24 protein-coding genes are annotated in these 20,472 nt (G+C 36.3%); 5 read left to right on the top strand and 19 right to left on the bottom strand.

What is annotated here, in order from left to right:
* Both BAU28_RS27335 and BAU28_RS27340 read right to left on the bottom strand, forming a co-directional pair.
* A partial coding sequence (locus BAU28_RS27335; protein ID WP_244158217.1) for a CotD family spore coat protein occupies positions 1–272 on the bottom strand: 272 nt, incomplete at its 3' end.
* A 134-nt stretch (positions 273–406) separates the two neighbouring features.
* Complete coding sequence (locus tag BAU28_RS27340) at positions 407–991, bottom strand: YppG family protein (protein WP_071721125.1); 585 nt, start codon at positions 989–991, stop codon at positions 407–409.
* A gap of 177 nt (positions 992–1,168) precedes the next feature.
* Here BAU28_RS27340 and BAU28_RS27345 point away from each other — a divergent pair, with 177 nt between their 5' ends.
* Positions 1,169–1,360 (top strand): YppF family protein, encoded by a 192-nt coding sequence (locus tag BAU28_RS27345; protein WP_002171200.1) that lies wholly within the window; start codon positions 1,169–1,171, stop codon positions 1,358–1,360.
* A gap of 26 nt (positions 1,361–1,386) precedes the next feature.
* Here BAU28_RS27345 and BAU28_RS27350 read toward each other — a convergent pair whose 3' ends face one another.
* Positions 1,387–1,731, bottom strand: coding sequence for a YppE family protein (locus BAU28_RS27350; protein WP_002171199.1), 345 nt, complete (start codon positions 1,729–1,731; stop codon positions 1,387–1,389).
* Between the two features lie 15 nt (positions 1,732–1,746).
* Positions 1,747–1,989 carry a hypothetical protein gene (locus tag BAU28_RS27355; RefSeq protein ID WP_071721127.1) on the bottom strand — a complete coding sequence of 81 codons (243 nt, stop codon included), beginning with the start codon at positions 1,987–1,989 and terminating at the stop codon, positions 1,747–1,749.
* An 85-nt stretch (positions 1,990–2,074) separates the two neighbouring features.
* Between BAU28_RS27355 and BAU28_RS31485 the strand changes: the two genes are divergently transcribed.
* Complete coding sequence (locus tag BAU28_RS31485; protein ID WP_081806572.1) at positions 2,075–2,254, top strand: phage portal protein; 180 nt, start codon at positions 2,075–2,077, stop codon at positions 2,252–2,254.
* 195 nt (positions 2,255–2,449) lie between these two features.
* Here BAU28_RS31485 and BAU28_RS27360 read toward each other — a convergent pair whose 3' ends face one another.
* Positions 2,450–3,475, bottom strand: coding sequence for a DUF2515 domain-containing protein (locus tag BAU28_RS27360; protein WP_071721129.1), 1,026 nt, complete (start codon positions 3,473–3,475; stop codon positions 2,450–2,452).
* A gap of 102 nt (positions 3,476–3,577) precedes the next feature.
* Between BAU28_RS27360 and recU the strand changes: the two genes are divergently transcribed.
* Together recU and BAU28_RS27370 are read left to right on the top strand one after the other, a co-directional pair.
* A complete protein-coding gene (recU, locus tag BAU28_RS27365) occupies positions 3,578–4,180 on the top strand; it encodes a Holliday junction resolvase RecU (RefSeq protein WP_002171195.1) in 603 nt (200 codons plus the stop codon).
* Between the two features lie 66 nt (positions 4,181–4,246).
* On the top strand, positions 4,247–6,949 hold the full coding sequence (locus BAU28_RS27370) for a PBP1A family penicillin-binding protein (protein ID WP_071721131.1): 2,703 nt from the start codon (positions 4,247–4,249) through the stop codon (positions 6,947–6,949).
* 19 nt (positions 6,950–6,968) lie between these two features.
* Here the strand turns inward: BAU28_RS27370 and BAU28_RS27375 are convergent, their stop codons facing one another.
* The 10 genes from BAU28_RS27375 to panB form a co-directional block, all read right to left on the bottom strand.
* Positions 6,969–7,487 carry a YpoC family protein gene (locus BAU28_RS27375; protein WP_048370391.1) on the bottom strand — a complete coding sequence of 173 codons (519 nt, stop codon included), beginning with the start codon at positions 7,485–7,487 and terminating at the stop codon, positions 6,969–6,971.
* A gap of 3 nt (positions 7,488–7,490) precedes the next feature.
* Entirely contained in the window at positions 7,491–8,138 is a 648-nt protein-coding gene (gene nth, locus BAU28_RS27380; RefSeq protein WP_002171192.1) for an endonuclease III, read from the bottom strand.
* Positions 8,139–8,153: 15 nt separating this feature from the next.
* Positions 8,154–8,861 (bottom strand): DNA replication protein DnaD, encoded by a 708-nt coding sequence (dnaD, locus tag BAU28_RS27385; protein ID WP_071721132.1) that lies wholly within the window; start codon positions 8,859–8,861, stop codon positions 8,154–8,156.
* Between the two features lie 120 nt (positions 8,862–8,981).
* Positions 8,982–10,169, bottom strand: coding sequence for an aspartate transaminase AspB (aspB, locus tag BAU28_RS27390; protein ID WP_002171190.1), 1,188 nt, complete (start codon positions 10,167–10,169; stop codon positions 8,982–8,984).
* Between the two features lie 18 nt (positions 10,170–10,187).
* Positions 10,188–10,691 (bottom strand): cell wall elongation regulator TseB-like domain-containing protein, encoded by a 504-nt coding sequence (locus BAU28_RS27395; RefSeq protein WP_002171189.1) that lies wholly within the window; start codon positions 10,689–10,691, stop codon positions 10,188–10,190.
* Positions 10,692–10,698: 7 nt separating this feature from the next.
* On the bottom strand, positions 10,699–10,869 hold the full coding sequence (locus BAU28_RS27400) for a YpmA family protein (RefSeq protein WP_000412179.1): 171 nt from the start codon (positions 10,867–10,869) through the stop codon (positions 10,699–10,701).
* A gap of 251 nt (positions 10,870–11,120) precedes the next feature.
* Positions 11,121–13,925 (bottom strand): ATP-dependent DNA helicase DinG, encoded by a 2,805-nt coding sequence (gene dinG, locus BAU28_RS27405; protein WP_071721134.1) that lies wholly within the window; start codon positions 13,923–13,925, stop codon positions 11,121–11,123.
* A gap of 130 nt (positions 13,926–14,055) precedes the next feature.
* Positions 14,056–14,439, bottom strand: coding sequence for an aspartate 1-decarboxylase (panD, locus tag BAU28_RS27410; protein ID WP_002171187.1), 384 nt, complete (start codon positions 14,437–14,439; stop codon positions 14,056–14,058).
* Between the two features lie 11 nt (positions 14,440–14,450).
* On the bottom strand, positions 14,451–15,299 hold the full coding sequence (panC, locus tag BAU28_RS27415) for a pantoate--beta-alanine ligase (RefSeq protein ID WP_071721136.1): 849 nt from the start codon (positions 15,297–15,299) through the stop codon (positions 14,451–14,453).
* Positions 15,299–16,135, bottom strand: coding sequence for a 3-methyl-2-oxobutanoate hydroxymethyltransferase (panB, locus tag BAU28_RS27420; RefSeq protein ID WP_025147213.1), 837 nt, complete (start codon positions 16,133–16,135; stop codon positions 15,299–15,301). Before panB ends, panC begins: the two co-directional genes overlap by 1 nt.
* 86 nt (positions 16,136–16,221) lie before the next feature.
* On the opposite strand from panB, the gene BAU28_RS27425 reads away from it, so the two are divergent.
* Positions 16,222–16,446: a hypothetical protein gene (locus BAU28_RS27425; protein ID WP_240184445.1), complete on the top strand. Its 225-nt coding sequence runs from the start codon at positions 16,222–16,224 to the stop codon at positions 16,444–16,446.
* A gap of 29 nt (positions 16,447–16,475) precedes the next feature.
* On the opposite strand, the gene BAU28_RS27430 is transcribed toward BAU28_RS27425, so the two are convergent.
* From BAU28_RS27430 to bshB1, 4 genes are read right to left on the bottom strand one after another with little or no spacing between them, the layout of a single operon-like run.
* The gene (locus BAU28_RS27430; protein ID WP_071721138.1) at positions 16,476–17,456 is read right to left on the bottom strand and encodes a biotin--[acetyl-CoA-carboxylase] ligase; all 981 of its coding nucleotides are present in this window, start codon (positions 17,454–17,456) and stop codon (positions 16,476–16,478) included.
* Entirely contained in the window at positions 17,441–18,634 is a 1,194-nt protein-coding gene (locus tag BAU28_RS27435) for a CCA tRNA nucleotidyltransferase (RefSeq protein WP_071721140.1), read from the bottom strand. The genes BAU28_RS27430 and BAU28_RS27435 overlap by 16 nt, the downstream gene beginning before the upstream one ends.
* Complete coding sequence (gene bshA / locus BAU28_RS27440; RefSeq protein WP_071721141.1) at positions 18,621–19,766, bottom strand: N-acetyl-alpha-D-glucosaminyl L-malate synthase BshA; 1,146 nt, start codon at positions 19,764–19,766, stop codon at positions 18,621–18,623. Before bshA ends, BAU28_RS27435 begins: the two co-directional genes overlap by 14 nt.
* Positions 19,763–20,467: a bacillithiol biosynthesis deacetylase BshB1 gene (gene bshB1 / locus BAU28_RS27445; RefSeq protein ID WP_071721143.1), complete on the bottom strand. Its 705-nt coding sequence runs from the start codon at positions 20,465–20,467 to the stop codon at positions 19,763–19,765. The genes bshA and bshB1 overlap by 4 nt, the downstream gene beginning before the upstream one ends.
* Positions 20,468–20,472 lie beyond the last annotated feature (5 nt).

Raw genomic sequence — 20,472 nt, forward strand, 5'->3', positions numbered from 1 at the left:
CCATATCCACCCACAAATCCTGGATCACCAGGATCTACAACGTTTACGTTCGAGTTTGTTTGTGGGAAGAAGCCTTGATTTTTAATTTGTTGATGGTGTACATGTGTTGTATGCGTCGGGAAAACGTGTGGCACCACCGTTGTTGAAAAAGAATGTGTTACGCATTGTTTCGTCGGATGAATGACAGGAGCAGTCGTACAAATAGGTCCTGTAGGCTTCTGCCCCCCAAAGTAAGGATGACAATGATGCATAGTTTTTCTCTCCTCTCTCATTAAAAAAATCTGACTACACTTTACAATATGAGAAAGGAGGTAAGGCCGCTTGTTATATATACCCATTTATTTCACAGAAATTTGTCTAGTGCTGCATTTCATTCATCATATACATTACGGACAACACCCTACTATCATTTACCAAAGAACCCCCCGACTTGCTTAACAATTCCCGTCACTTGATTCATCGCATTCATCATTTGTCCAGCCGTATTCATCATTTTATTCACATCATAGTTACCATCTGATGTTTTAAATTGTGAAACAAAACTAGAAAACTGACTTGGTTGCTGTTGCTTTTGTTTATTCATTGTTGGGTATGGTTGTTTTGGTGGATAAAACATAGCCTGTTGATTTACATATTGAGTTGGTGGCATGTAGTATTGTGAATTCATATACATTTGTTGCGGTTGATCTGTATACATTTGCTGGGGCTGATTCATATGCGTTTGTTGCGGTTGATCCGTATACATTTGCTGGGGCTGATTCATATGCGTTTGTTGCGGTTGATTCGTATACATTTGCTGGGGCTGACTCATATGCGTTTGTTGCGGTTGATTCATAAACGACACTTCAAATGGCTGATAATAATTTTGATTTCCATAATAAGGTTCGAAAGGATACATATTATATCTTAAATATGTATCCTCATTATATTGGTACATATTTTGCTGCGCGTACGGGTTTGCTTGCTGATATACATTAGGTTGTTGAAACATGCATTCTCTCCTCCTTCACATAAGTTTCTACATATAGAATATGTACCTATAAAATAAAATGTGTGAAGGAGTATCTGTCTGTTTTTGTCGGAAGTTTAAATTTTTAAAAAAATTAGAAAGAAAGCCCTTCCATGCTATGATAATAAGGAAGAAGATTCTCATGGGGGAGGAATCAACATGGTATTAGGGGATTTAAAACAAGCGTTTTCTCAAAAAAAAGGGTATTGCACAGAAAATTCGAATGAACTGTTAGACTTTGCAAGACATTGTTATTTAGAAGGAAAAATATGTATATCAGATTATCGAACATTAATACGAGAATTAGAAATAAACGGTGCAACAAAACCTACAACAGTAACAGAGGCATAAAAAAACAAGAGGGTTTTTCCCTCTTGTTACTTACATTGCTCTATGATATTTTGCAAAGTATACGAAATAGCTTGATGAGTTTCAAAGAAACGTTTACCTTTTCCCTTATTTACAAAGCATTGTAGTACATTAGTTTGTAAATTATCGTACACTTGATCAATTTGTTGTACATGTATATACTTAGGTCTTTCTTTCTTGATCCACCTATAAGCTAAGTCTTTCCACAGCTCTAACTCTTCATCTACAGTATCAACAAATGGCTTCATATCCTTATAAAAATCATACTCATCAACTTCTCTTTTTTTCACATTCGCTTCATCATTATACTGCATTAACTTTTCCGAGGACTGGATTAATGCTTCATACTCCATTTTATTCCCACCTTACTATGCACTCACTACGACGTTTTGAAATGTCTTTACCCAACTCCCTTTTTCTTCGTGATGCACTAATTTATTTTCCATATGCTCGATATGCATTTCTGTTATTTCTATCTTATTGCATATTTTTTCACGCTTATCCTTCAACGCATGACTTATTCTAATCCCAATATTCATTTCCAGCAAATCGAGAGAACTTAACATTTGATCCATTTTTTTCATAACATCTTCCTTCTGAACCATCGCCATAAATAAAACGCCCCCTTCTTTGCCTTTCCTTTGTCATGTAATTTCGCCGATTTATCGATCACTCCTGCCCACATGACAAAACTAGTTGATATTCGTCAAAGAAATCATTTTGCATGCCATTTATAGAAATGGTAACAATACAAAAAGGAGGTGTATTACGATGGCAAAAAACAAAAACGAAAAAAAGAAAAATCAAAACAAACAACAAAACAAACCTGAGACTGGTAATCCAAAGCTTGATGGTCCAAATTTCCCTGCTACATAAAGTGACACTTTAATCTGAGTGACTCTTTCAAACAGCTATTTTCCGGCCTAAGCTCAACCTCTTTGCTTTCGCTAAGTTTTGAGGTTAAAGCCGTAATGCCCGCAAATAGCGGAATTAAAAGTAATTTGTTATAGAGCATATTACTTTTAATTAAGAAGTCCCGCCTTCCTAAATGAAGGCGGGACTTCTTTTTAATTATATCATGAATTCATCTATTCTTTTGACAAAACTATTTAATATAGAAAGAGTATGTATTTGCTCTCGCTTCTTTCTATACCATTCTGTTATATTAATTTTCCCTTTAGGTTTTTCAAATAAAAATAATGAATTCGTTTCTAGCCCTTCACTAAACCAATCTTTTTCAATTATTTTTTCATGAGTAACAATCGTATACACATCTCTTAGAGCCGGCGTACCTGACTTTCTTGTCCCCTTTAGGTAGCATTCATAATCCATCCTCGATCCTGTATGCCTAGTTTGCAATGTAAATTTATAAAACAAATCCCTATACTTTGGATGATACAATAACCAAGCTAGTTTTTTCCCAAGTTCTATACGTTTTTGTAACGTTTCAAATTGATAAACTGAAAACCCATATATTCTCCCTTCCACCGTTGGAAAAACAACTGCACTAACATGAAATATTTCTTGAAATTTAAACAAAGCGGTATCAAATACATGCTTTTGAAAATATGTATTCTCAATTACTGGTTTTTGAATTATATTTTGTTCATTTATAATAAGGGCCGTCATTAGCCTTATTACATCTCTTTTCTCCCAGAAATATATCCATTCTTTTTCCATAAAAATTGATGTGTTGAAAAATTGTAACAAATGGAAAAGAGGTACACATCTCCTTTTACTTTCCTCATATAGTAATAGTTGAGGGAAGGCATCTAAGAAAATAAGCCAATTAGCCTTTTCGTACGTGAGAAATAAATGTTTCTTTACTGTTGGAGATAGAACATTAGAATAGCACTTTCCTTCTAGATCTGTCATGTTCCAGCCTCCATTCCTTGAGACCATACTCGCTAAAAAAGACCATCGAATTTCTTTATTTCTCAAATAATATTCTTGGTAAGATTGTGTACGTGAAATATTATCTACATTAGCTATATCTGTTCTCTCCTTAATATTGTTAACTATAGCTTTTTCATCTTCTGTGCAAAAATAATCATTGCGATTTTGTTTAATTTTTTCGTAATCGTACCAGCTAAACATGAATAAGTACCATACCTTTCTTGAAAAAGGTCACATCTTTTTTCATTTTTTGATATAATCACCTTTGTAAGTAATTCTTAACAAGTTGGGAGTGGACACAATATGACCATTCGTTACCCAAATGGAAAAAGGTACGATCAAGCTTCACACCCTCATAAAACACCAGTTAAAAAACATACTTATAGTAATAGAGGTATGTCCCTTGAAGAGGAATTGAATGACACAAATCAATATTACTTAACCCATAATATTGCATGCGTACATAAAAAACCTACACCTCTTCAAATTGTAAAAGTAGATTACCCCGCTCGAAGTGCTGCTGTGGTAAAAGAAGCGTATTTCAAACAACCTTCTACAACAGATTACAACGGTGTATACAAAGGGAAATACATCGATTTTGAAGCGAAAGAAACAAAAAATAAAACCAGTTTTCCCCTTCAAAACTTCCACCTTCATCAAATTGAACATATGAAGCAAGTAATCGCTCATAACGGAATTGCATTTGTTATTATTAAATTTACACTTTTTGATGAACTTTATTTATTAGATTCAAAACATATTATTGCATTTTGGAATCGTCAAAATACAGGTGGACGGAAATCGATTACAAAACAAGAAATAGAAGCGCATGGATCTTTATTATCATGCGGTTATCACCCTCGGATTGATTATATCCGTGTACTAGACACGGTTTATTTTTCGTGATAGAGTCATCACTAAGGCTCTTTTTTCGACTTTTGGGGGAGAGAATGAAAGGTAGGAGAAAGTATAATGTCAGATAATTATCGTTCTCGTACAGAACGAAATCATGTAAAAAATCAAACGAAAGAAACAAATAAAGAAGAAAAACCAAAGAAAAAAGGTTCCTTTTTCAAGAAATTCCTTATAGGTTGTCTACTTCTTGGTATCGTCGGTCTCGTAGCTGGCGTTTCGGCTTTCTTTGTTATGGTAAAGGACGCTCCAAAATTAGACAAATCAAAACTTGTCAATCCTTTATCAACAAAGTTTCTTGATAAGGACGGAAATTTCTTCTATGAATACGGTGCGGAAAAACGAACCCATGTTACATACGATCAAATTCCAAAAGTAGTGGAAAATGCATTCCTTGCAACTGAGGATTCACGTTTCTATGAACATAATGGAATTGATTTTAAACGAACTACAAAAGCAGTTATGGAGAATGTCACTGGTGGTTTCGGTTCCCAAGGTGGTAGTACGATTACACAGCAAGTAGTTAAAAACTATTTTCTAACGATGGAAAAAACCGCAAAACGAAAAGTGCAGGAATGGTACTTATCTTATAAATTAGAGCAACAATACTCTAAACATGAGATTTTAGAAATGTACTTAAATAAGATTAATCTAGGTAACCGCTCTTACGGTATTGCATCAGCAGCTCAAAAATATTATCGCAAAGATTTAAAACAATTACAGTTACATGAAGCTGCAATGCTCGCTGGTTTACCCCAAGGTCCTAACATTTATGATCCAACAAAACCGGAAAATGTTGAACGAGCAACAAATCGCCGTAATGTCGTATTATCATTAATGAATCGACATGGTTATATAACAAAAGAAGAAATGAACAACGCAATGAAAATCCCTGTAACTGAGGGTCTTCAAAAATCAGAACTAACTGAAATGAAGTATCAAGCATTTTTAGATGCTGTTGTAAAGGAAGTTGAAAAAGAATATCCTGATGTAAATATCGGTTCAGATGGTTTAACGATCCAAACAACACTTGATCGAAATGCTCAAGATTACGCTGACGAAATTATGGATGGCAATCTTATTAAGTATCCAAACGATCAATTCCAAGGGTCATTTGTATTTATGGATACACAGTCTGGAGAAGTTCGAGCAATTGGGGCTGGGCGAAAAGAAAGTAAGTCTACTTTCAAAGGTCATAATATGGCAGTTGATTTAAAACGCCAAGTTGGTTCAACCATGAAACCTATTTTTGACTATGGTCCAGCTATTGAAAATCTACAATGGTCTACGTACCATCAACTAAATGACTCAGAGTACACATACTCTGATGGTACAAAAATTAAAAATGCTACAAACAGTTATAAAGGAGATGTGTCCCTACGTGACGCACTAAAAAAATCTTTAAATATTCCTGCTTTAAAAACAGCTCAAGCGGTCGGGCTTGATAAATCAAAAGAATTCGCCAAAGGTCTAGGCATGACATTTAAAGATGATACTGTTTTTGAATCAACTGCAATCGGTAGTAATGAAAGCTCTCCGTTAGATGTCGCTGGAGCTTATGCAGCATTTGGAAATGACGGTATGTACAATAAGCCTCATTTCGTTAAAGAAGTTATTTTCCCAGATGGGAAAAAGAAAAGCTTTAAACCGAAAGAAAAACGAGCAATGCAAGACTCTACAGCTTACATGGTTACTGACGTTCTTCGTGATGTTGTAAAACCTGGTAGTGGCGGTACTGGCCCAACGGCTTATGTTCCCGGTTTTGATGTTGCTGGTAAAACAGGAACACAAAACTTTGATAAATCTGTTATTAAAAAATACGATATTCCAGCTGATGCCAACCGAGATAGTTGGTTCGCAGGATATACACCACAATATACAATGGCTGTTTGGACTGGTTACGAAAAGGATAGCTCAGAAAATTACATCGGCGATCGTTCTACTAGAATTGCGCAACAAATGTTCCAAGTAATGATGAGCAAATTCGCTACAGATAAATCTCGTTTCGAACGTCCTTCTTCTGTACAAGAAATAAACGGCGAGTTATACGTAAAAGGTGCGAAAAAAGATGCAATTAAAGAAATTAAAGTAGATTCACCTAGTGGCCTTAATGTCACTTTCGATGGTGCTAGCACAGTTACACTAAACTGGTCTGGACCATCAGAGGTTGATGCGTATGCCGCAAGCTATAAAGCTACTGACGGTACTAGTGGTAGCTTATCAGTAAGTGGTACAACAGCTACCCTCGGAGGCATTAAACCAGGTGTTACTTACAGCTTCTCTGTAGTAGCGAAAAAAGGTACTGGAACAAGCCCCGCAGTCGGTGCATCCTTTACCGCTCCTGGAGGAACTCCAGACGCGAAAAAAGCTGAGGAAGAGGCTAAGAAAAAGGCTGAAGAAGACGCTAAGAAAAAAGCTGAAGAAGACGCCCAGAAAAAGGCCAATGAAGATAAGGTAAAACAAGAAGACGCTAAGAAAAAGGCTGAAGAAGAACAACGTAAACAACAAGAGCAACAACAACAACAACAACAACAACAACAACAAGAGCAACAACGCAAACAACAAGAAGAAGCTCAGAAGAAAGCTGAAGAAGAGCAGCGTAAACAACAAGAGGCTCAGAAAAAAGCTGAGGAAGAAGCTAGAAAAAAAGCTGAAGAAGAGCGTAAACAACAGGAACAACAGAATCACCAACAAGAACAACCGCATAGCGGAGGAGATACTACTCCGCACGCAGACGGAAATGTTGTTACAACAGAATCATAATAAAAGAAGTCCATTTCTCCTAACGAGAAATGGACTTCTTTTTTGTTATGATTTTCTTTACATGTAGCTTCTCTATTTCGATATACAACTGTGCTAATTGAATATAAGAATGATAATTACTTGGTTTCTTGATAATAAATGAATATCGCTCCATAAAATTAACAGGTTGTACTTCTAATTTATTCATATTTACTTGCATTTCATTCAAACCATGAACAGGTTGCTCATTTAGCCAATATACAACCGATAGCAAGTGAGCTGCAAAAAGAATCATCGGTCCCTCAGCTTCTTGTTTTTTCCTGTTTCGAAATAGCGTAGCAATTTCGTCTTGTTTCGTTTTCCATGTATTTAACACCGCTGGAATACTTTTTTCAAGTTCATTCCATGGCTCATACTGTTTTTCTATATCAAATATAAAATAAATATTTTGTATTATTTCTTCAAAAGATTGATCAGTATGATACGTAATCGATTTTACATCCTCTTCAAAAAATGGTAAATATCGAAACGTTTTCGGTACTTCTACAACTCTCTCCATCCCTTATTTCCCCTTCATCCGCTTTTTCCCTTCACGGCATACATCTAATAGCGGGCACTTTTCACATTGTGGACGTTGCGCTTTACAATGATAACGTCCAAAGAATATCATACGATGATGCGTCACTCCCCATTCATCCATTGGAATTTTCTTCATCAACGTTTTTTCCACCTCTAAAACTGAATCTTTCCATCTGCAAATCGCTAAGCGCTTACTCACTCTCTCTACATGCGTATCAACAGCAATTGCTGGAATCCCAAACGCAACTGAAACAACTACATTCGCTGTCTTTCTCCCTACACCTGGTAAGTTCGTCAGCTCGTCACGGTCTTCTGGAACTTTTCCGTTATAATCATCAAGTAACATTTGACATAATTTTTGAATGTTTTTTGCCTTGTTTCTATACAATCCAATTGAACGTATATCTTGTTGTAATTCTTCTAAAGACACACTTAAATAATCTTCTGGTGTTTTATATTTTTGAAATAAGTTTTTCGTCACTTTATTTACAAGTACATCTGTGCATTGCGCAGATAATGCCACTGCGATTACAAGTTCAAATGGATTATCATGAATTAATTCACAATGCGCATCTGGATACATATCCGCCATTGTATCTAGACAATAACGAATTTGCGTTTTGTTCAACATATCTTTCCTCCTACATTACTGCTCCAACCAATTATAAAAAGGCACTTTCCCAGTAAATTTCGTCTCTTGTTTTGTCGTTTGTTGTGTGCGTTGTTGATTCGCTCTAAATTTCTGGCCTTGATTTTGCGCTTGATCCACCGTTTTAATTCCATTCTTTTTCCACTCAAATAAGATGCGATCAATATACCTGAAATTAAGTTTACCACTCATAACAGCTTCCCGAAGAGCCGCTTGAATTAAATTCGGATGATGTTGATCTTGATCTTCCCACATTCCCAATGTTTCACATTCAAACGGCGAAAGTGGTCTTCCAAATTCTTTTTCAAATACTGTATATAAATTTACTTGAACTTGTTTTTTTTCTTGTTGCTCTTCTTCTATAGATTCATTCATTAAAAAGTGCAATATTTTTTCCCATAGTGGTTGTAAAGAATAACTTTCACACATCATCGCTTCAGATCTTTGTCCACCTTCTAGTGCTAAAAAGCCTTTTTGAATTAATGTCTGAATCACTTCCATACATTTCATTTCTGTTATCGTCATCCGTTCTGAAATCTCTGAAGGAGTCGGGAACGAATTACCTGATTCTAAAAATGTGTGTACATGAAGTACCACCATAAATTCCGTTTCATTTAAACCTAGCTTTTTATAATGCATCATAAGCAATTTAGGAATCGCTATGCTTCCCTGTTCAAACCATTGTAACATCATTTTCTTTTTCATCACCAAACACCTCGCTCTCTAGTATAACACACCTTTAGCTATTTCTTTTTGCCACAATTCGTCAAAAAACCTCCCTATATGTAGGGAGGTTTTTTTGTGTTTAATACAAGGAACAGCCGATTAAGCCTGCACTTTACTTTTCATAAATGTATGAATTCGTTCCAATGCTTTCTCTACTTGCTCAAGAGATGTCGCATACGATAGTCGAACGTTATTTGGTGCACCAAATCCTGTCCCTGGAACAAGAGCCACTTTTTCCTCTTCTAATAATGCCTTTGCCCAGTCATCAACTGTCTCATATCCAGTTAACGCTACAGCTTCTTTTACATTTGGGAATAAGTAAAATGCACCTTGTGGTTTGATGCAAGTGAAACCAGGAATTTGAATTAATTTATCATAAATAATGTTCAATCTTTCTTCAAATGCTTGACGCATCGTTTCTACAGGTTCTTGTGAGCCTGCATATGCAGCAATTGCACCGTATTGAGCAATTGAAGTAGGGTTTGACGTACTATGACTCGCTAAGTTCGTCATCGCTTTAATAAGCTGCTTATTTCCTGCTGCATATCCAATACGCCACCCTGTCATAGAATGAGATTTAGATACACCATTAATAATAAGTGTTTGTTCTTTTAATGCATTAGAAAGCTGGGCAATTGAAGTATATTCTGCATCACCATAAATTAATTTTTCATAAATTTCATCAGAAACGATTAAGATATCATGTTCTAAACATACTTCTCCAAGCTGTTGTAATTCTTCTTTGCTGTAAATCATTCCTGTTGGATTGCTCGGTGAATTAATAATAACTGCTTTCGTTTTCTCTGTAATTGCCTCACGCAGCTGCTTTGCTGTAATTTTGTACTCATTGTCTTCTAGACCTTCTACATAAACTGGCTTACCACCAGCAAGCTTTACTTGCTCAGGATAACTTACCCAATAAGGAGTTGGGATGATAACTTCATCTCCTTCATCAAGTAACACTTGGAATAATGTATATAATGCATGCTTGGCACCATTACATACAATAATTTCAGATGGATCATACGCTATCCCTTGATCGCGAGTAAATTTCTTAACGATTTCTTGTTTTAACGATTGTAATCCACCTGTTGGTGTATATTTCGTATGTCCTTCTAACATCGCTCTATGTGCGGCTTCCATAATATGTTCTGGCGTATTAAAGTCAGGTTCTCCTGCCCCTAATGCAATTACATCATGACCTTCCGCTTTTAATGCTTGTGCCTTTGCTGTAATTTCTAAAGTTGAAGACGGTGTTAAAGCAGCTACTCGCTTTGCTAATTTCATTTGCTGTTCCCCCTACATCTATTTTTCAATGCTATATCGTCGTAAAAACTTGCCATCTTTAAATTCAAGATAGTAGTAACTATAACGATTTTCATCATCAATATATGTAACTTCCCATAATGGTATATTGTTTTCAACGCCTAATTTTGCTTTTAAGATTTCTTTCGGTTTGCTTTTTGATTCTTTACTTCCATCGTCGACCTGTTCAGCCGTTCTTTGTATAGCTTCTTTTTCAGAAATACCTTCGCTCTTTTTTCTTACTATAGTATCTCCTTTTTTCTCAGGCACCCAAACAATGATTTGTTCTCCTTTTTCATCTGTACCTTGTACGACGGTATATGAAGATTTTCCATTAAAATAATCAACAGATTTTACCTTTGTAAGTTTTGCCTTTTCTTTTGCAATTTCTACAACCTTTGATTCTTTTGGAATTTTATTTTCCATCGCTTTATTATAAACATATGCCCCATATATTCCACTAGCAACGATAACGATAATGATTGCAAAGATCCACTTTTTCATTGTATCACTACGTTCTGTAAATCGTAAATACAGCTGTTTCTTTGTCTTTTTCGTCTAATGCTAATCCGAACATGAGGTCTTGCTCTTTTAACGTACGATTCAAGCTATCAACAATTTTATACAAATCAGACGAATATTTAATACGCGTCGTTGATAGTACTTCAATTTTCTTCTCCATGAAAAAACTCCTCCGTTACACAAAAATTTCTAATTATAGAAGAACGCAATGCGGTTACAATAAGAGTACATTCTTTACAACCCCTGCTTCATCACCCATCTATTATAGCAGGACATGTACAGCAAAAAAAGGTTTCAAACCGAAAAGCAATACATTTTGTATACAAGAAGTAAGAAAAATAAAATTCCTCCTACCCACATTTTTTACGCCTGAAGTTTAAATGTACTTCAGGCGTATTTTTCTTCCAATTTTTATTTATTTGGCCGTTCCTCTAATTGCTCTAACAATTCTTCTAACGGTCCTTCATAGAGCGGGACAGTCGGGATTGATTGTAAGAATCGTTTTCCATAGGAAGAGCTTGTCAAGCGACGATCTAACACAAATACCGTTCCTGTATCTGTATTTGTTCTAATAAGACGACCAAATCCTTGTTTGAAACGTAATATCGCTTGCGGGAGCGCTAACTTAGCGAATACGTCTTCTCCTTGATTTTTTAGCCACTCACCTTTTGCTTCCATCATTGGCTGATGAGGAGGTGTGAATGGGAGACGGACAATAACAAGACAACTCAAGGCATCTCCTGGAATATCTATCCCTTCCCAAAAACTGCTTGTTCCTAACAAAATCGATTTGTCAAACTCCTGAAATTTACGGATTAAGCGACTTCGACTTCTATTATTCACACTTTGTGTTAGCAATAAATATCCTTCTAATGCATCATCGTTTTTCAAATGCGTATACGCTTCTTTTAACATTTCATACGAAGTGAATAAAACGAGCATTCTACCTTTTGTAGTCTTCGCTATTTTTGCAATATGTTCCGATACGGATTCAATATAGTCCTCATTACTAACTTGCTTAATAAAAGGTACATCCGTTGAAACCATTAATTTCATTTGTTCTTCAAAATGAAACGGCGACGGAACCTTTAATGTATTTGGAGCAAAGTCATGTAAGCCTAGCTCCTCTTTTATATAGTCGAATGTATCGTTAACTGTTAGCGTTGCTGATGTGAAAATAACACTCTTTTTTTGCGTTAAAAATTCATCAGCAAATCTTTCACCAATATGAACAGGCTGCGCATATAAAACTGTTGAATGAATCGTCCCCTTCGTTTCGGTCTCCATCCATGTCACGTATGAATTTTTTTCTAATATGAGTAATTGTAAAGCTTGTGCCATCTTTCTCAACAACTCAATTAGATGAATAAATTCACCTGTAACAACATGCATCTCCCACTCTAATTTACTTTGCAGTATATCAACTTGTTTCTCAAGTGTAGTCACTAATTTTCTTAACTCATATACAAAACGATTTGTTAATTCAGTAATACTATCCCATAACTTACCGTGCTCCACTTCCGTGTTATATCGATAAACGAGCGGCATATTACTCGCTCCTTGTTCTTGCTTTGTTTGTTTAAATATGAAAGCACGTAACATTTGGAATAGTTCATCAGCATCAAACTTCAGTTCCTTCAAACTATGACTCATCATACGAAAAATCGAACGAGAGGCTTGCTCTGATTTTTTCATCATTTTATATACTTTGGACAGCACATCATCTGTTTCTAGCGTACCAAGACGAGATAAAACTAATTGAAAATACATACATGAGAACTGTTCACCTAATGTTCTACTAGCCGCTTCTTCAATATGATGAGCTTCATCAAAAATAATATGTTCATATGAAGCAAACAGTGGTTCTTCACTTGAAAAATCTTGAAATAATAACGCATGATTTGTAATAACAATATCTGCAAATAATGCTTTATTCTTCGCTCGCTGATAAAAACAACGACTAAACCAGTTACTTTGCATTCCGCCTGGACTATATGCATCACTGCAAATACGATTCCACAGCAATTTTCCGCCCTCAGGAATATTTAATTCATCACGATCGCCAGTTTCAGTTTGCAGTAACCACACTAAAATTTTCGCCTTCGTAAGCGCCATATCATAATTTTTCTCTTCCTCTTGCAAAGCATATTCAAATTTATGTAAACAAAGATAGTGCTTTCTTCCTTTCAGAAGAGCCACCTCAAATGAAAATGGCATTATTTTTTGTAATAACGGAATTTCTTTTTCAAGTATTTGTTGTTGCAGTTGTACAGTTTGTGTACTTATAATGACAGGTTCTTCTTTTTTCCTTGCAAAATAAATACTTGGAAGTAAATATGCAAGAGTCTTCCCCGTACCTGTTCCTGCCTCAATAAGTGAAAACCTGGAGTCTCTTAAAGCTGTATATATTTCCTTCATCATAAGCTGTTGGCTTTCTCTTTTTTCAAACTTTGGCATGTTTAATTCAAGTTTATCCATTGTCTTATGTAAGAAAGCATCAAATTTAGACGAGCATGTTTCACTTAGACTTAAGGAATAATTCCGCTTTCGAAGTGCAATATTTCGATACACTTCATACCCCTCTGCCTCTTCTTTACCATGCATCATTTTCTTTAAAATATTTTCAGAAAGCACATCAGCTATATCACTTTGGAAAACATCACTTAATTCATAAAGCGATTGTAATGTGACAAGTGGTAAATTTTCAATTTCATTTAAAAATTGTAAAAACAACTCCGCTGTTGCAAGAGCATCACTATCCGCACGATGCGGTTGATCGTGCTCTAATTCATGTTTCTTGGCTAAATCACGTAATTTATAACTATCGGCTGTCGGCAAAAGAATTTGCGCCAATTCAACTGTATCGATTTTAGGACAATGTACTTCTGTATATCCAGCCTGCCTTAATTCTTCATTTAAAAAATTCCAATCAAAGTGAACATTATGCGCAACGAAAGCCGCACCTTGTAATAGCTCAACAATCATCGGGGCTACATCTCGGAATAACGGGGCTTGTTTTACTAGATCTTCATCAATCCCTGTTAATTCTGTAATAAATAGGGGAATCTCTCTCTTCGGGTTAACAAAAGATGAGAAAATTTCTAATATCTCTCCATCTTCTACTACAACAGCTGCAATTTGGGTGATTTTATCCTTCCCATCTTTCCAGGAGTTCCCTGTCGTCTCTAAATCAACAACGACATAACGCTTACTCATATATGTAACACCTCAATTTCTTACCTTTCAAACAACAAAATTCATATATTGTTACTATACCACGTTTTATCTCATCTTAATGAAAAGATACAGAAAAAAGCTATCTCCTTAATAGAGATAGCTTTCCTACTTATAATATCGTGCCAGCTTTTTCAGCACCTAACATTTCAATAATTTGATTATGATCGTCTAGTACTGCAATTTTCGGTTCTTGTTTATGAACATTTTCTTCTGCCACTAAACCATAGCAAATAATAATAACTTTATCACCTGGTTGTACAAGCCTTGCAGCTGCACCGTTTAAACAAACAACGCCGCTACCGCGTTCTCCTTTAATAACATATGTCTCTAATCGAGCTCCATTGTTATTATTTACAATTTGTACTTTTTCATTTTCTATAATATTTACCGCATCCATTAAATCTTCATCAATTGTAATACTACCTACATAATTTAAATTTGCTTCCGTTACAGTTGCGCGATGTAACTTTGCTCTCATCATTGTGCGAAACATAGCTGCTCCCCCTATTTCCCCATTAATGTTATATTGTCAATTAATCGTACATTTTCAAACTTAACTGCAATTGCTAAAATGATTCGTCCTTCAATTTTATCTATTGCTGTCAATGAAGGATATGCATATAAATCAGCATAATCTACAGTGCCTTTCGTATACTTCTCAATATGCTCTTTCACAAGATTCATAATGATTTCTGGATTGTGTTCGCCTGCCTCAATTCGTTCCTTCGCTATACATAGACTGCGGTATAAATGAGGAGCCTCTTCACGTTCTTCTTGTGATAAATACACATTACGAGAACTTTTCGCTAATCCATTCTCTTCCCTTACAATATCAACTGGTACAATCGTAACTGGAATATTAAAATCAGTTACAAACCCTTCAATTACAGCAACTTGCTGTGCATCTTTCATACCAAAATAAGCACGAGTTGGCGTTGTAATATTAAATAGTTTCATTAGTACAGTAGCAACACCAGCAAAATGACCAGGTCTTTGTTTGCCGCATAATACGTCCGTACGCTTCACAACCTCTACTGTTGTTGTTTGTTCTGCTGGATACATCTCTTCTACACTCGGATAAAATAAATAGTCAACACCATTTTCTTTCGCTACACTTTCGTCTCTATCAATATCACGAGGGTATCGATCTAAATCTTCATTTGGTCCAAATTGCAATGGATTTACAAATACACTTAAAACTACAATTTCATTTTCTCCTCTTGCCTTACGTAATAAAGTAGCATGCCCTTCATGTAAATACCCCATCGTTGGAACAAAGCCAATACTTTTTCCACTTGCACGAAGTTCGCTCGTAATTTGCCGCATCTCTTGCACTGTAGTTATGATTTTCATTATTGTTTTCCCCCGTATAACGCTAAGCATTCTTCCTCTTTCATTGTGAACGAATGTTTTTCTTCAGGAAATTGCCCTGTCTTTACTTCAGCAACGTATTGCGAAATCCCTCGCACAATCTCCTCTTGAACAGACGTATATTGCTTCACAAATTTCGGAACACGTTTTACGCCATACGAGATAAGATCATGATAAACAAGTACTTGCCCATCTACTTTCCGTCCTGCTCCAATTCCGATTGTAGGAATTGTTAATTGCTCTGAAATAAGTTCTGCTAACTGCATTGGCACACACTCTAACACAAGCGCTATCGCACCAGCTTCCTCACATTTCTTTGCATCTTCTATTAATTTCTTTGCACTTTCAGCATCTTTTCCTTGTACTTTATACCCACCTAGAACTCCTACAGATTGAGGAGTTAAACCTAAATGTGCCACGACAGGAATTCCCGCATTCGTTAAGTAGTGAATAGTCGATATAACTTCTCCAGCACCTTCTACTTTTAATGCATGTGCCCCGCTCTCTTGAACGATGCGGCGTGCATTAATCATCGTATCTTGCAATGATACGTGATAAGACATAAATGGCATATCAGTTACAATAAACGTCTCTTTCGCTCCGCGGTGTACAGCTTTCGTATGATGGATCATATCCTCTACTGTTACTGGAACCGTTGAATCATATCCAAGTACAACCATCCCAAGAGAATCCCCAACTAAAATCATATCAACTTCAGCCTCTTCTGCTAATTTAGCAGATGGATAATCATACGCCGTTAGCATTGTAATCGGCTCACCTTGCTCTTTCATTTTCAAAAAATCTGTTTTTGTTTTCAAAAACTACTCCTCCTTTATGCAGGAGAGAGGAGATGGCCGAAATCATATAAAAAACCCCTCTGGCCATAAAAGGGCAGAAGGGTTGTGTGTTAGTCGGCATTATTCATCCCTCTGTCCCAGTCCGTTATTGGATCAAGGCAGAATCCAAATTATTATTTTTTCATACTGCTTTAAATAATGGTGCAGTTCGCTTTGATACTGCCCATATTCGAACTAATTATAGCAAACTAAGAAAAGGAATTGCTACACTTTTTCGAAAAAATAATTTTCTACTTTCATTACGGTATGTGAAGTTTACAAATGTCCGATAAGTAAAAGAAGTTCCAAATTGGAACTTCTTTTACTTAATTTCTATATCGGCAGAATGAATGTGATGCATTTGTCCTTGATGATCCTCAAGTAGCAATACACCATCGTCCGTAATCCCTTTTGCTATCCCAGTAATCGTTTCCTTCATCGTTCGAGCTGTAATTTCTTTTCCGATACTCACTGCGTAACTTTCCCAAAGAATTTTAATAACAGAGAAGCCATTTCTTAAATACTCTTCATACAATTTCTCTAGTTGTAAGAAAATTTGTTGCATAAGTTCCGCACGAACAATCGGCTTACCCGACTCAATTGCTAACGAAGTTGCAATTTGCTGAATTTCCTCATCAAAATGTTCTTGTTTCTGATTTGCATTAATGCCAATCCCCATAATAATAGCATTAATTTTATCCGGATCAGCTTGCATTTCCGTTAGTATACCGACAGCTTTTTTCCCTTGAATTAATATGTCATTTGGCCATTTTATACCTACATTTACACCGGCACATTTTTCAATTGCTTGCGCTACGCTAACAGCTGCTAATAAAGTAAGTTGAGGTGCATGATGAACTGGAATAGATGGACGCAAAATAATACTCATCCAAATCCCTGTGCCTTTTGGAGAATACCATTTTCTACTTAAACGTCCTCTACCTGCAGTTTGTTCTTCTGCAACGACAATTGTTCCCTCTTCTGCTCCTTCATGAGCAAGTCTTGCTGCAATATGCTGAGTAGATTCAACTGATTCTTCAAAATAAATTATTCTACCGATACGCTCTGTTTGTAATCCTAATTGAATCTCGTTAGCAGTTACTTTATCTGGTTTACTAGCAATCCGATAACCTAAACGGCGCACGGCTTCCAGTTCATACCCTTCATTACGAAGATCCTCCATATGCTTCCATACAGCGGTTCTCGAACAACCAAGTTTATCACTAAGTGTTTGACCAGATACAAATTCACCATCTGCTTCAGAAAAAACTTGCAATAACTGCTTTCTTATAGTAGATTGCATCTTTGCAGCCACTCCCTTACATTCTCATTCTCGTTAGCTAAGTTTCCTTCTACGATAGATTCTTCAATTTTTTGAAGCATTTCGGCAACCCAAGGGCCTGGCTTTTTATCTGCCCAAATTAATAAATCATTTCCTGTCACATTCATTTCTTGGCGACTCTTTATCGGTAATGACTCAAATAATGTTTCCACTTGTTTAACAGCTGAACTATCATAACTTTCTATTATCGCTTCATATACTCTTTCTGCCATTACTGCGATGTGCATCCCAGTTTTATAAAGAAAGACCGCATTCCATTCCGCCTTCTTTCTAGAACGGATTGCTAATAGAACGGCTACAATATCTTTTATTTTTTTATTTGAAAACTTCCATTGACGTAAAAAGACAGAGGGATGTTCTTCTCCGATACAATATAAGAAGAATGCCCACGCCTCAACGTCTGTTTCAAATGAATTCCATTTATACTGCGTAGCTTTTAAGAGTCGTTCTTCTGACATTTGTAAATATGGGAGATGATAAAATAACTTCGTTTCTACTAACTCGTGAAGCCCCTTCGCACAATATGTACCAGTCAACAATTTTTCAAATTCTACTGTAATTCTTTCAATTGCAATATGTTCGAGCAAATGCCCATACGTTTCAATTGCTTGTTTCGTCTTTGTTTCCAAAGAGAAACCTAACGTACTAACGAATCGAATACCACGCATCATTCGCAGTGCATCTTCTTGAAAACGGTCTGCAGCATTTCCAACTGTTGCAATTTCTTTCATACGAATCGCTTCTTGCCCAGCAAATAAGTCAATCATTTCGCCTTCTTCTGTCATTGCAATTGCATTCATCGTGAAATCACGTCGTTTTAAATCCTCTTCTAATGAACGGACAAATTGAACACTACTAGGTCTCCGAAAATCTTCATATTCGCTCTCTGTTCGAAAAGTTGTTACCTCATACGGTTCACCATCTTCTACAACAATTACAGTTCCATGCTCAAGACCAACCGGAACATGTCTTGGAAAAATAGCCATTACTTCTTCTGGTAAAGCTGATGTTGCAATATCGATATCTCCAATCGGTCTATCGATAATAAGATCACGTACACTTCCACCAACGAAGTAAGCCTCATGTCCATGCTGTTTTAATGCCGCAATAATTGAACTAGCTTTTTTAAATCTTTCCATTCTTGTCATCCCTTAGTATGTCATAATAAATCGCCTCGTACTGTGAAACGATTTTTTCTGAACGAAACTGCTCATATACAGATTTCATTGCTCGCTCTCCCATATTACGGTGAAGCTCTTCATTTTTTAGTAGTTGAATTGCTTGCTTAGCTATGCCGTCTGTATCTCCAACTTCACATATGTATCCTGTTTCACCATGTTGAATGACCTCTGGAATACCTCCAACCCGTGTTCCGATACAAGGCACGCCACACGCCATTGCTTCTAATAAAACAAGACCAAAGCTTTCCTTTTCTGATAAAAGTAACATTAAATCGCTCATCGCAAGAAGCTCTGCAACATTATCTTGCTTTCCTAGGAATAAGACACGATCTTCAATCTGTAAATTTTTCACTAACTGTAAAATCGTACAGAATTCTGGTCCATCCCCAACAAGAAGCAACTTCCCATCCACTTCCTTAACAATTTTAGCGAATGAATGAACAACATCCTGTACTCGCTTAACTTTTCGGAAGTTTGAAATGTGAATTAGTACTTTTTCAGTTTCCTGTATACCATATTCCTTTTTTAACTGATACATATCACGCTTAAAATATACGCGTTCATCAATAAAATTGTATACTGTCTGAATCTCTTTATCTGGTTTTACAACCTCATGCGTTTCTTCGATTAGCGAATGCGATACCGCGGTAACAACATCAGATTGTTCAATACCAAATCGAATTAAATTATTTAACGAAGGGTCGGAACCTAACACAGTAATATCTGTTCCATGTAAGGTTGTAACAATTTTAATACGCTCCCCAATCATTTGTTTTGCTAAATATGCACAAATAGCATGAGGGATTGCATAATGCACATGTAAAATATCCAGATTTTCTCTTTGAGCAACCTCGGCCATTTTACTTGCTAATGCTAAATCGTAAGGTGGATATTGAAATACCGAATATTGATTTACTGTTACTTCATGAAAATAAATGTTTGGATACACTTTATTCAACCGAAATGGTACACCCGATGTAATAAAGTGAATTTCATGCCCACGTTCCGCCAATTGTTTTCCTAATTCCGTTCCAACAACCCCAGAACCACCTACAGAAGGATAACATGTAATACCTATTTTCAATTTCATTTACATCCCCCTATTAAATCAGCATTTAATAAAAGCGGCTTCTTACTCATAAACCCTTCGGCATACTTCACTCCCACTTCTTTCCCAAACATCTTCTCGCGAGCAATTACAGTTTCAACGTATCCGTCAGTTAATGGCGTCTTAACACCATCACTCCCTGTTGAAAACTGACTTTCATACGCTTCTAACGCTTCGACCTTTTTAGAAAGGTACTCACTAATATCTATACAAAAATTCGGTTTATGAAAACCGTTAATCATATAATTATAAAAAGACTCTACACGATGCGGCGGAAGTTCAGGCATATATTTACGAATTCCTGCTGAAAAGATAGCTTCTTCCACAAGTTTCGCGCAATTCGCATGGTCTGGATGACGATCTTCATAATATGGTGCAAAAATTAGCATTGGTTTATATGTACGAATAACCTTTACAATTTCACGTATATATTCTTCTTTCATATACAAACCACGGTCTGGCATCTCCAAATTAATTCTCGTGTTTACTCCCATAATACGAGCTGCAGCCTGCGCTTCTTCTTTCCTCAGTTCTACCGTTCCATTTGAAGAGAGGTCAGCTTCTGTTAAATCGCAAATGCCTACTTCATATCCTTGCTTCGTATATTTTGCAATAGTACCTGCCATGCCGATTTCAACATCATCGGCATGAGCACCAAACGCTAATATATGTAATCCACTCATAATTG

Source organism: Bacillus paramycoides (assembly GCF_001884235.1).
GTDB classification, from domain to species: Bacteria; Bacillota; Bacilli; order Bacillales; family Bacillaceae_G; genus Bacillus_A; species Bacillus_A paramycoides.

Bases quoted from the DNA above. Each gene is read 5' to 3' on its own strand.
- recU (WP_002171195.1), top strand. From the start codon at position 3,578: ATGACCATTCGTTACCCAAATGGAAAAAGGTACGATCAAGCTTCACAC.
- dnaD (WP_071721132.1), bottom strand. From the start codon at position 8,861: ATGAAAAAGAAAATGATGTTACAATGGTTTGAACAGGGAAGCATAGCG.
- BAU28_RS27360 (WP_071721129.1), bottom strand. From the start codon at position 3,475: ATGTTTAGCTGGTACGATTACGAAAAAATTAAACAAAATCGCAATGAT.
- BAU28_RS27370 (WP_071721131.1), top strand. From the start codon at position 4,247: ATGTCAGATAATTATCGTTCTCGTACAGAACGAAATCATGTAAAAAAT.
- bshB1 (WP_071721143.1), bottom strand. From the start codon at position 20,467: ATGAGTGGATTACATATATTAGCGTTTGGTGCTCATGCCGATGATGTT.
- BAU28_RS27355 (WP_071721127.1), bottom strand. From the start codon at position 1,989: ATGGCGATGGTTCAGAAGGAAGATGTTATGAAAAAAATGGATCAAATG.
- BAU28_RS27430 (WP_071721138.1), bottom strand. From the start codon at position 17,456: ATGCAATCTACTATAAGAAAGCAGTTATTGCAAGTTTTTTCTGAAGCA.
- BAU28_RS27340 (WP_071721125.1), bottom strand. From the start codon at position 991: ATGTTTCAACAACCTAATGTATATCAGCAAGCAAACCCGTACGCGCAG.
- dinG (WP_071721134.1), bottom strand. From the start codon at position 13,925: ATGAGTAAGCGTTATGTCGTTGTTGATTTAGAGACGACAGGGAACTCC.
- BAU28_RS27400 (WP_000412179.1), bottom strand. From the start codon at position 10,869: ATGGAGAAGAAAATTGAAGTACTATCAACGACGCGTATTAAATATTCG.
- BAU28_RS27345 (WP_002171200.1), top strand. From the start codon at position 1,169: ATGGTATTAGGGGATTTAAAACAAGCGTTTTCTCAAAAAAAAGGGTAT.
- BAU28_RS27435 (WP_071721140.1), bottom strand. From the start codon at position 18,634: ATGGAAAGATTTAAAAAAGCTAGTTCAATTATTGCGGCATTAAAACAG.
- BAU28_RS27375 (WP_048370391.1), bottom strand. From the start codon at position 7,487: ATGGAGAGAGTTGTAGAAGTACCGAAAACGTTTCGATATTTACCATTT.
- BAU28_RS27395 (WP_002171189.1), bottom strand. From the start codon at position 10,691: ATGAAAAAGTGGATCTTTGCAATCATTATCGTTATCGTTGCTAGTGGA.
- nth (WP_002171192.1), bottom strand. From the start codon at position 8,138: ATGTTGAACAAAACGCAAATTCGTTATTGTCTAGATACAATGGCGGAT.
- bshA (WP_071721141.1), bottom strand. From the start codon at position 19,766: ATGAAATTGAAAATAGGTATTACATGTTATCCTTCTGTAGGTGGTTCT.
- panD (WP_002171187.1), bottom strand. From the start codon at position 14,439: ATGTTTCGCACAATGATGAGAGCAAAGTTACATCGCGCAACTGTAACG.
- aspB (WP_002171190.1), bottom strand. From the start codon at position 10,169: ATGAAATTAGCAAAGCGAGTAGCTGCTTTAACACCGTCTTCAACTTTA.
- BAU28_RS27350 (WP_002171199.1), bottom strand. From the start codon at position 1,731: ATGGAGTATGAAGCATTAATCCAGTCCTCGGAAAAGTTAATGCAGTAT.
- panC (WP_071721136.1), bottom strand. From the start codon at position 15,299: ATGAAAATCATAACTACAGTGCAAGAGATGCGGCAAATTACGAGCGAA.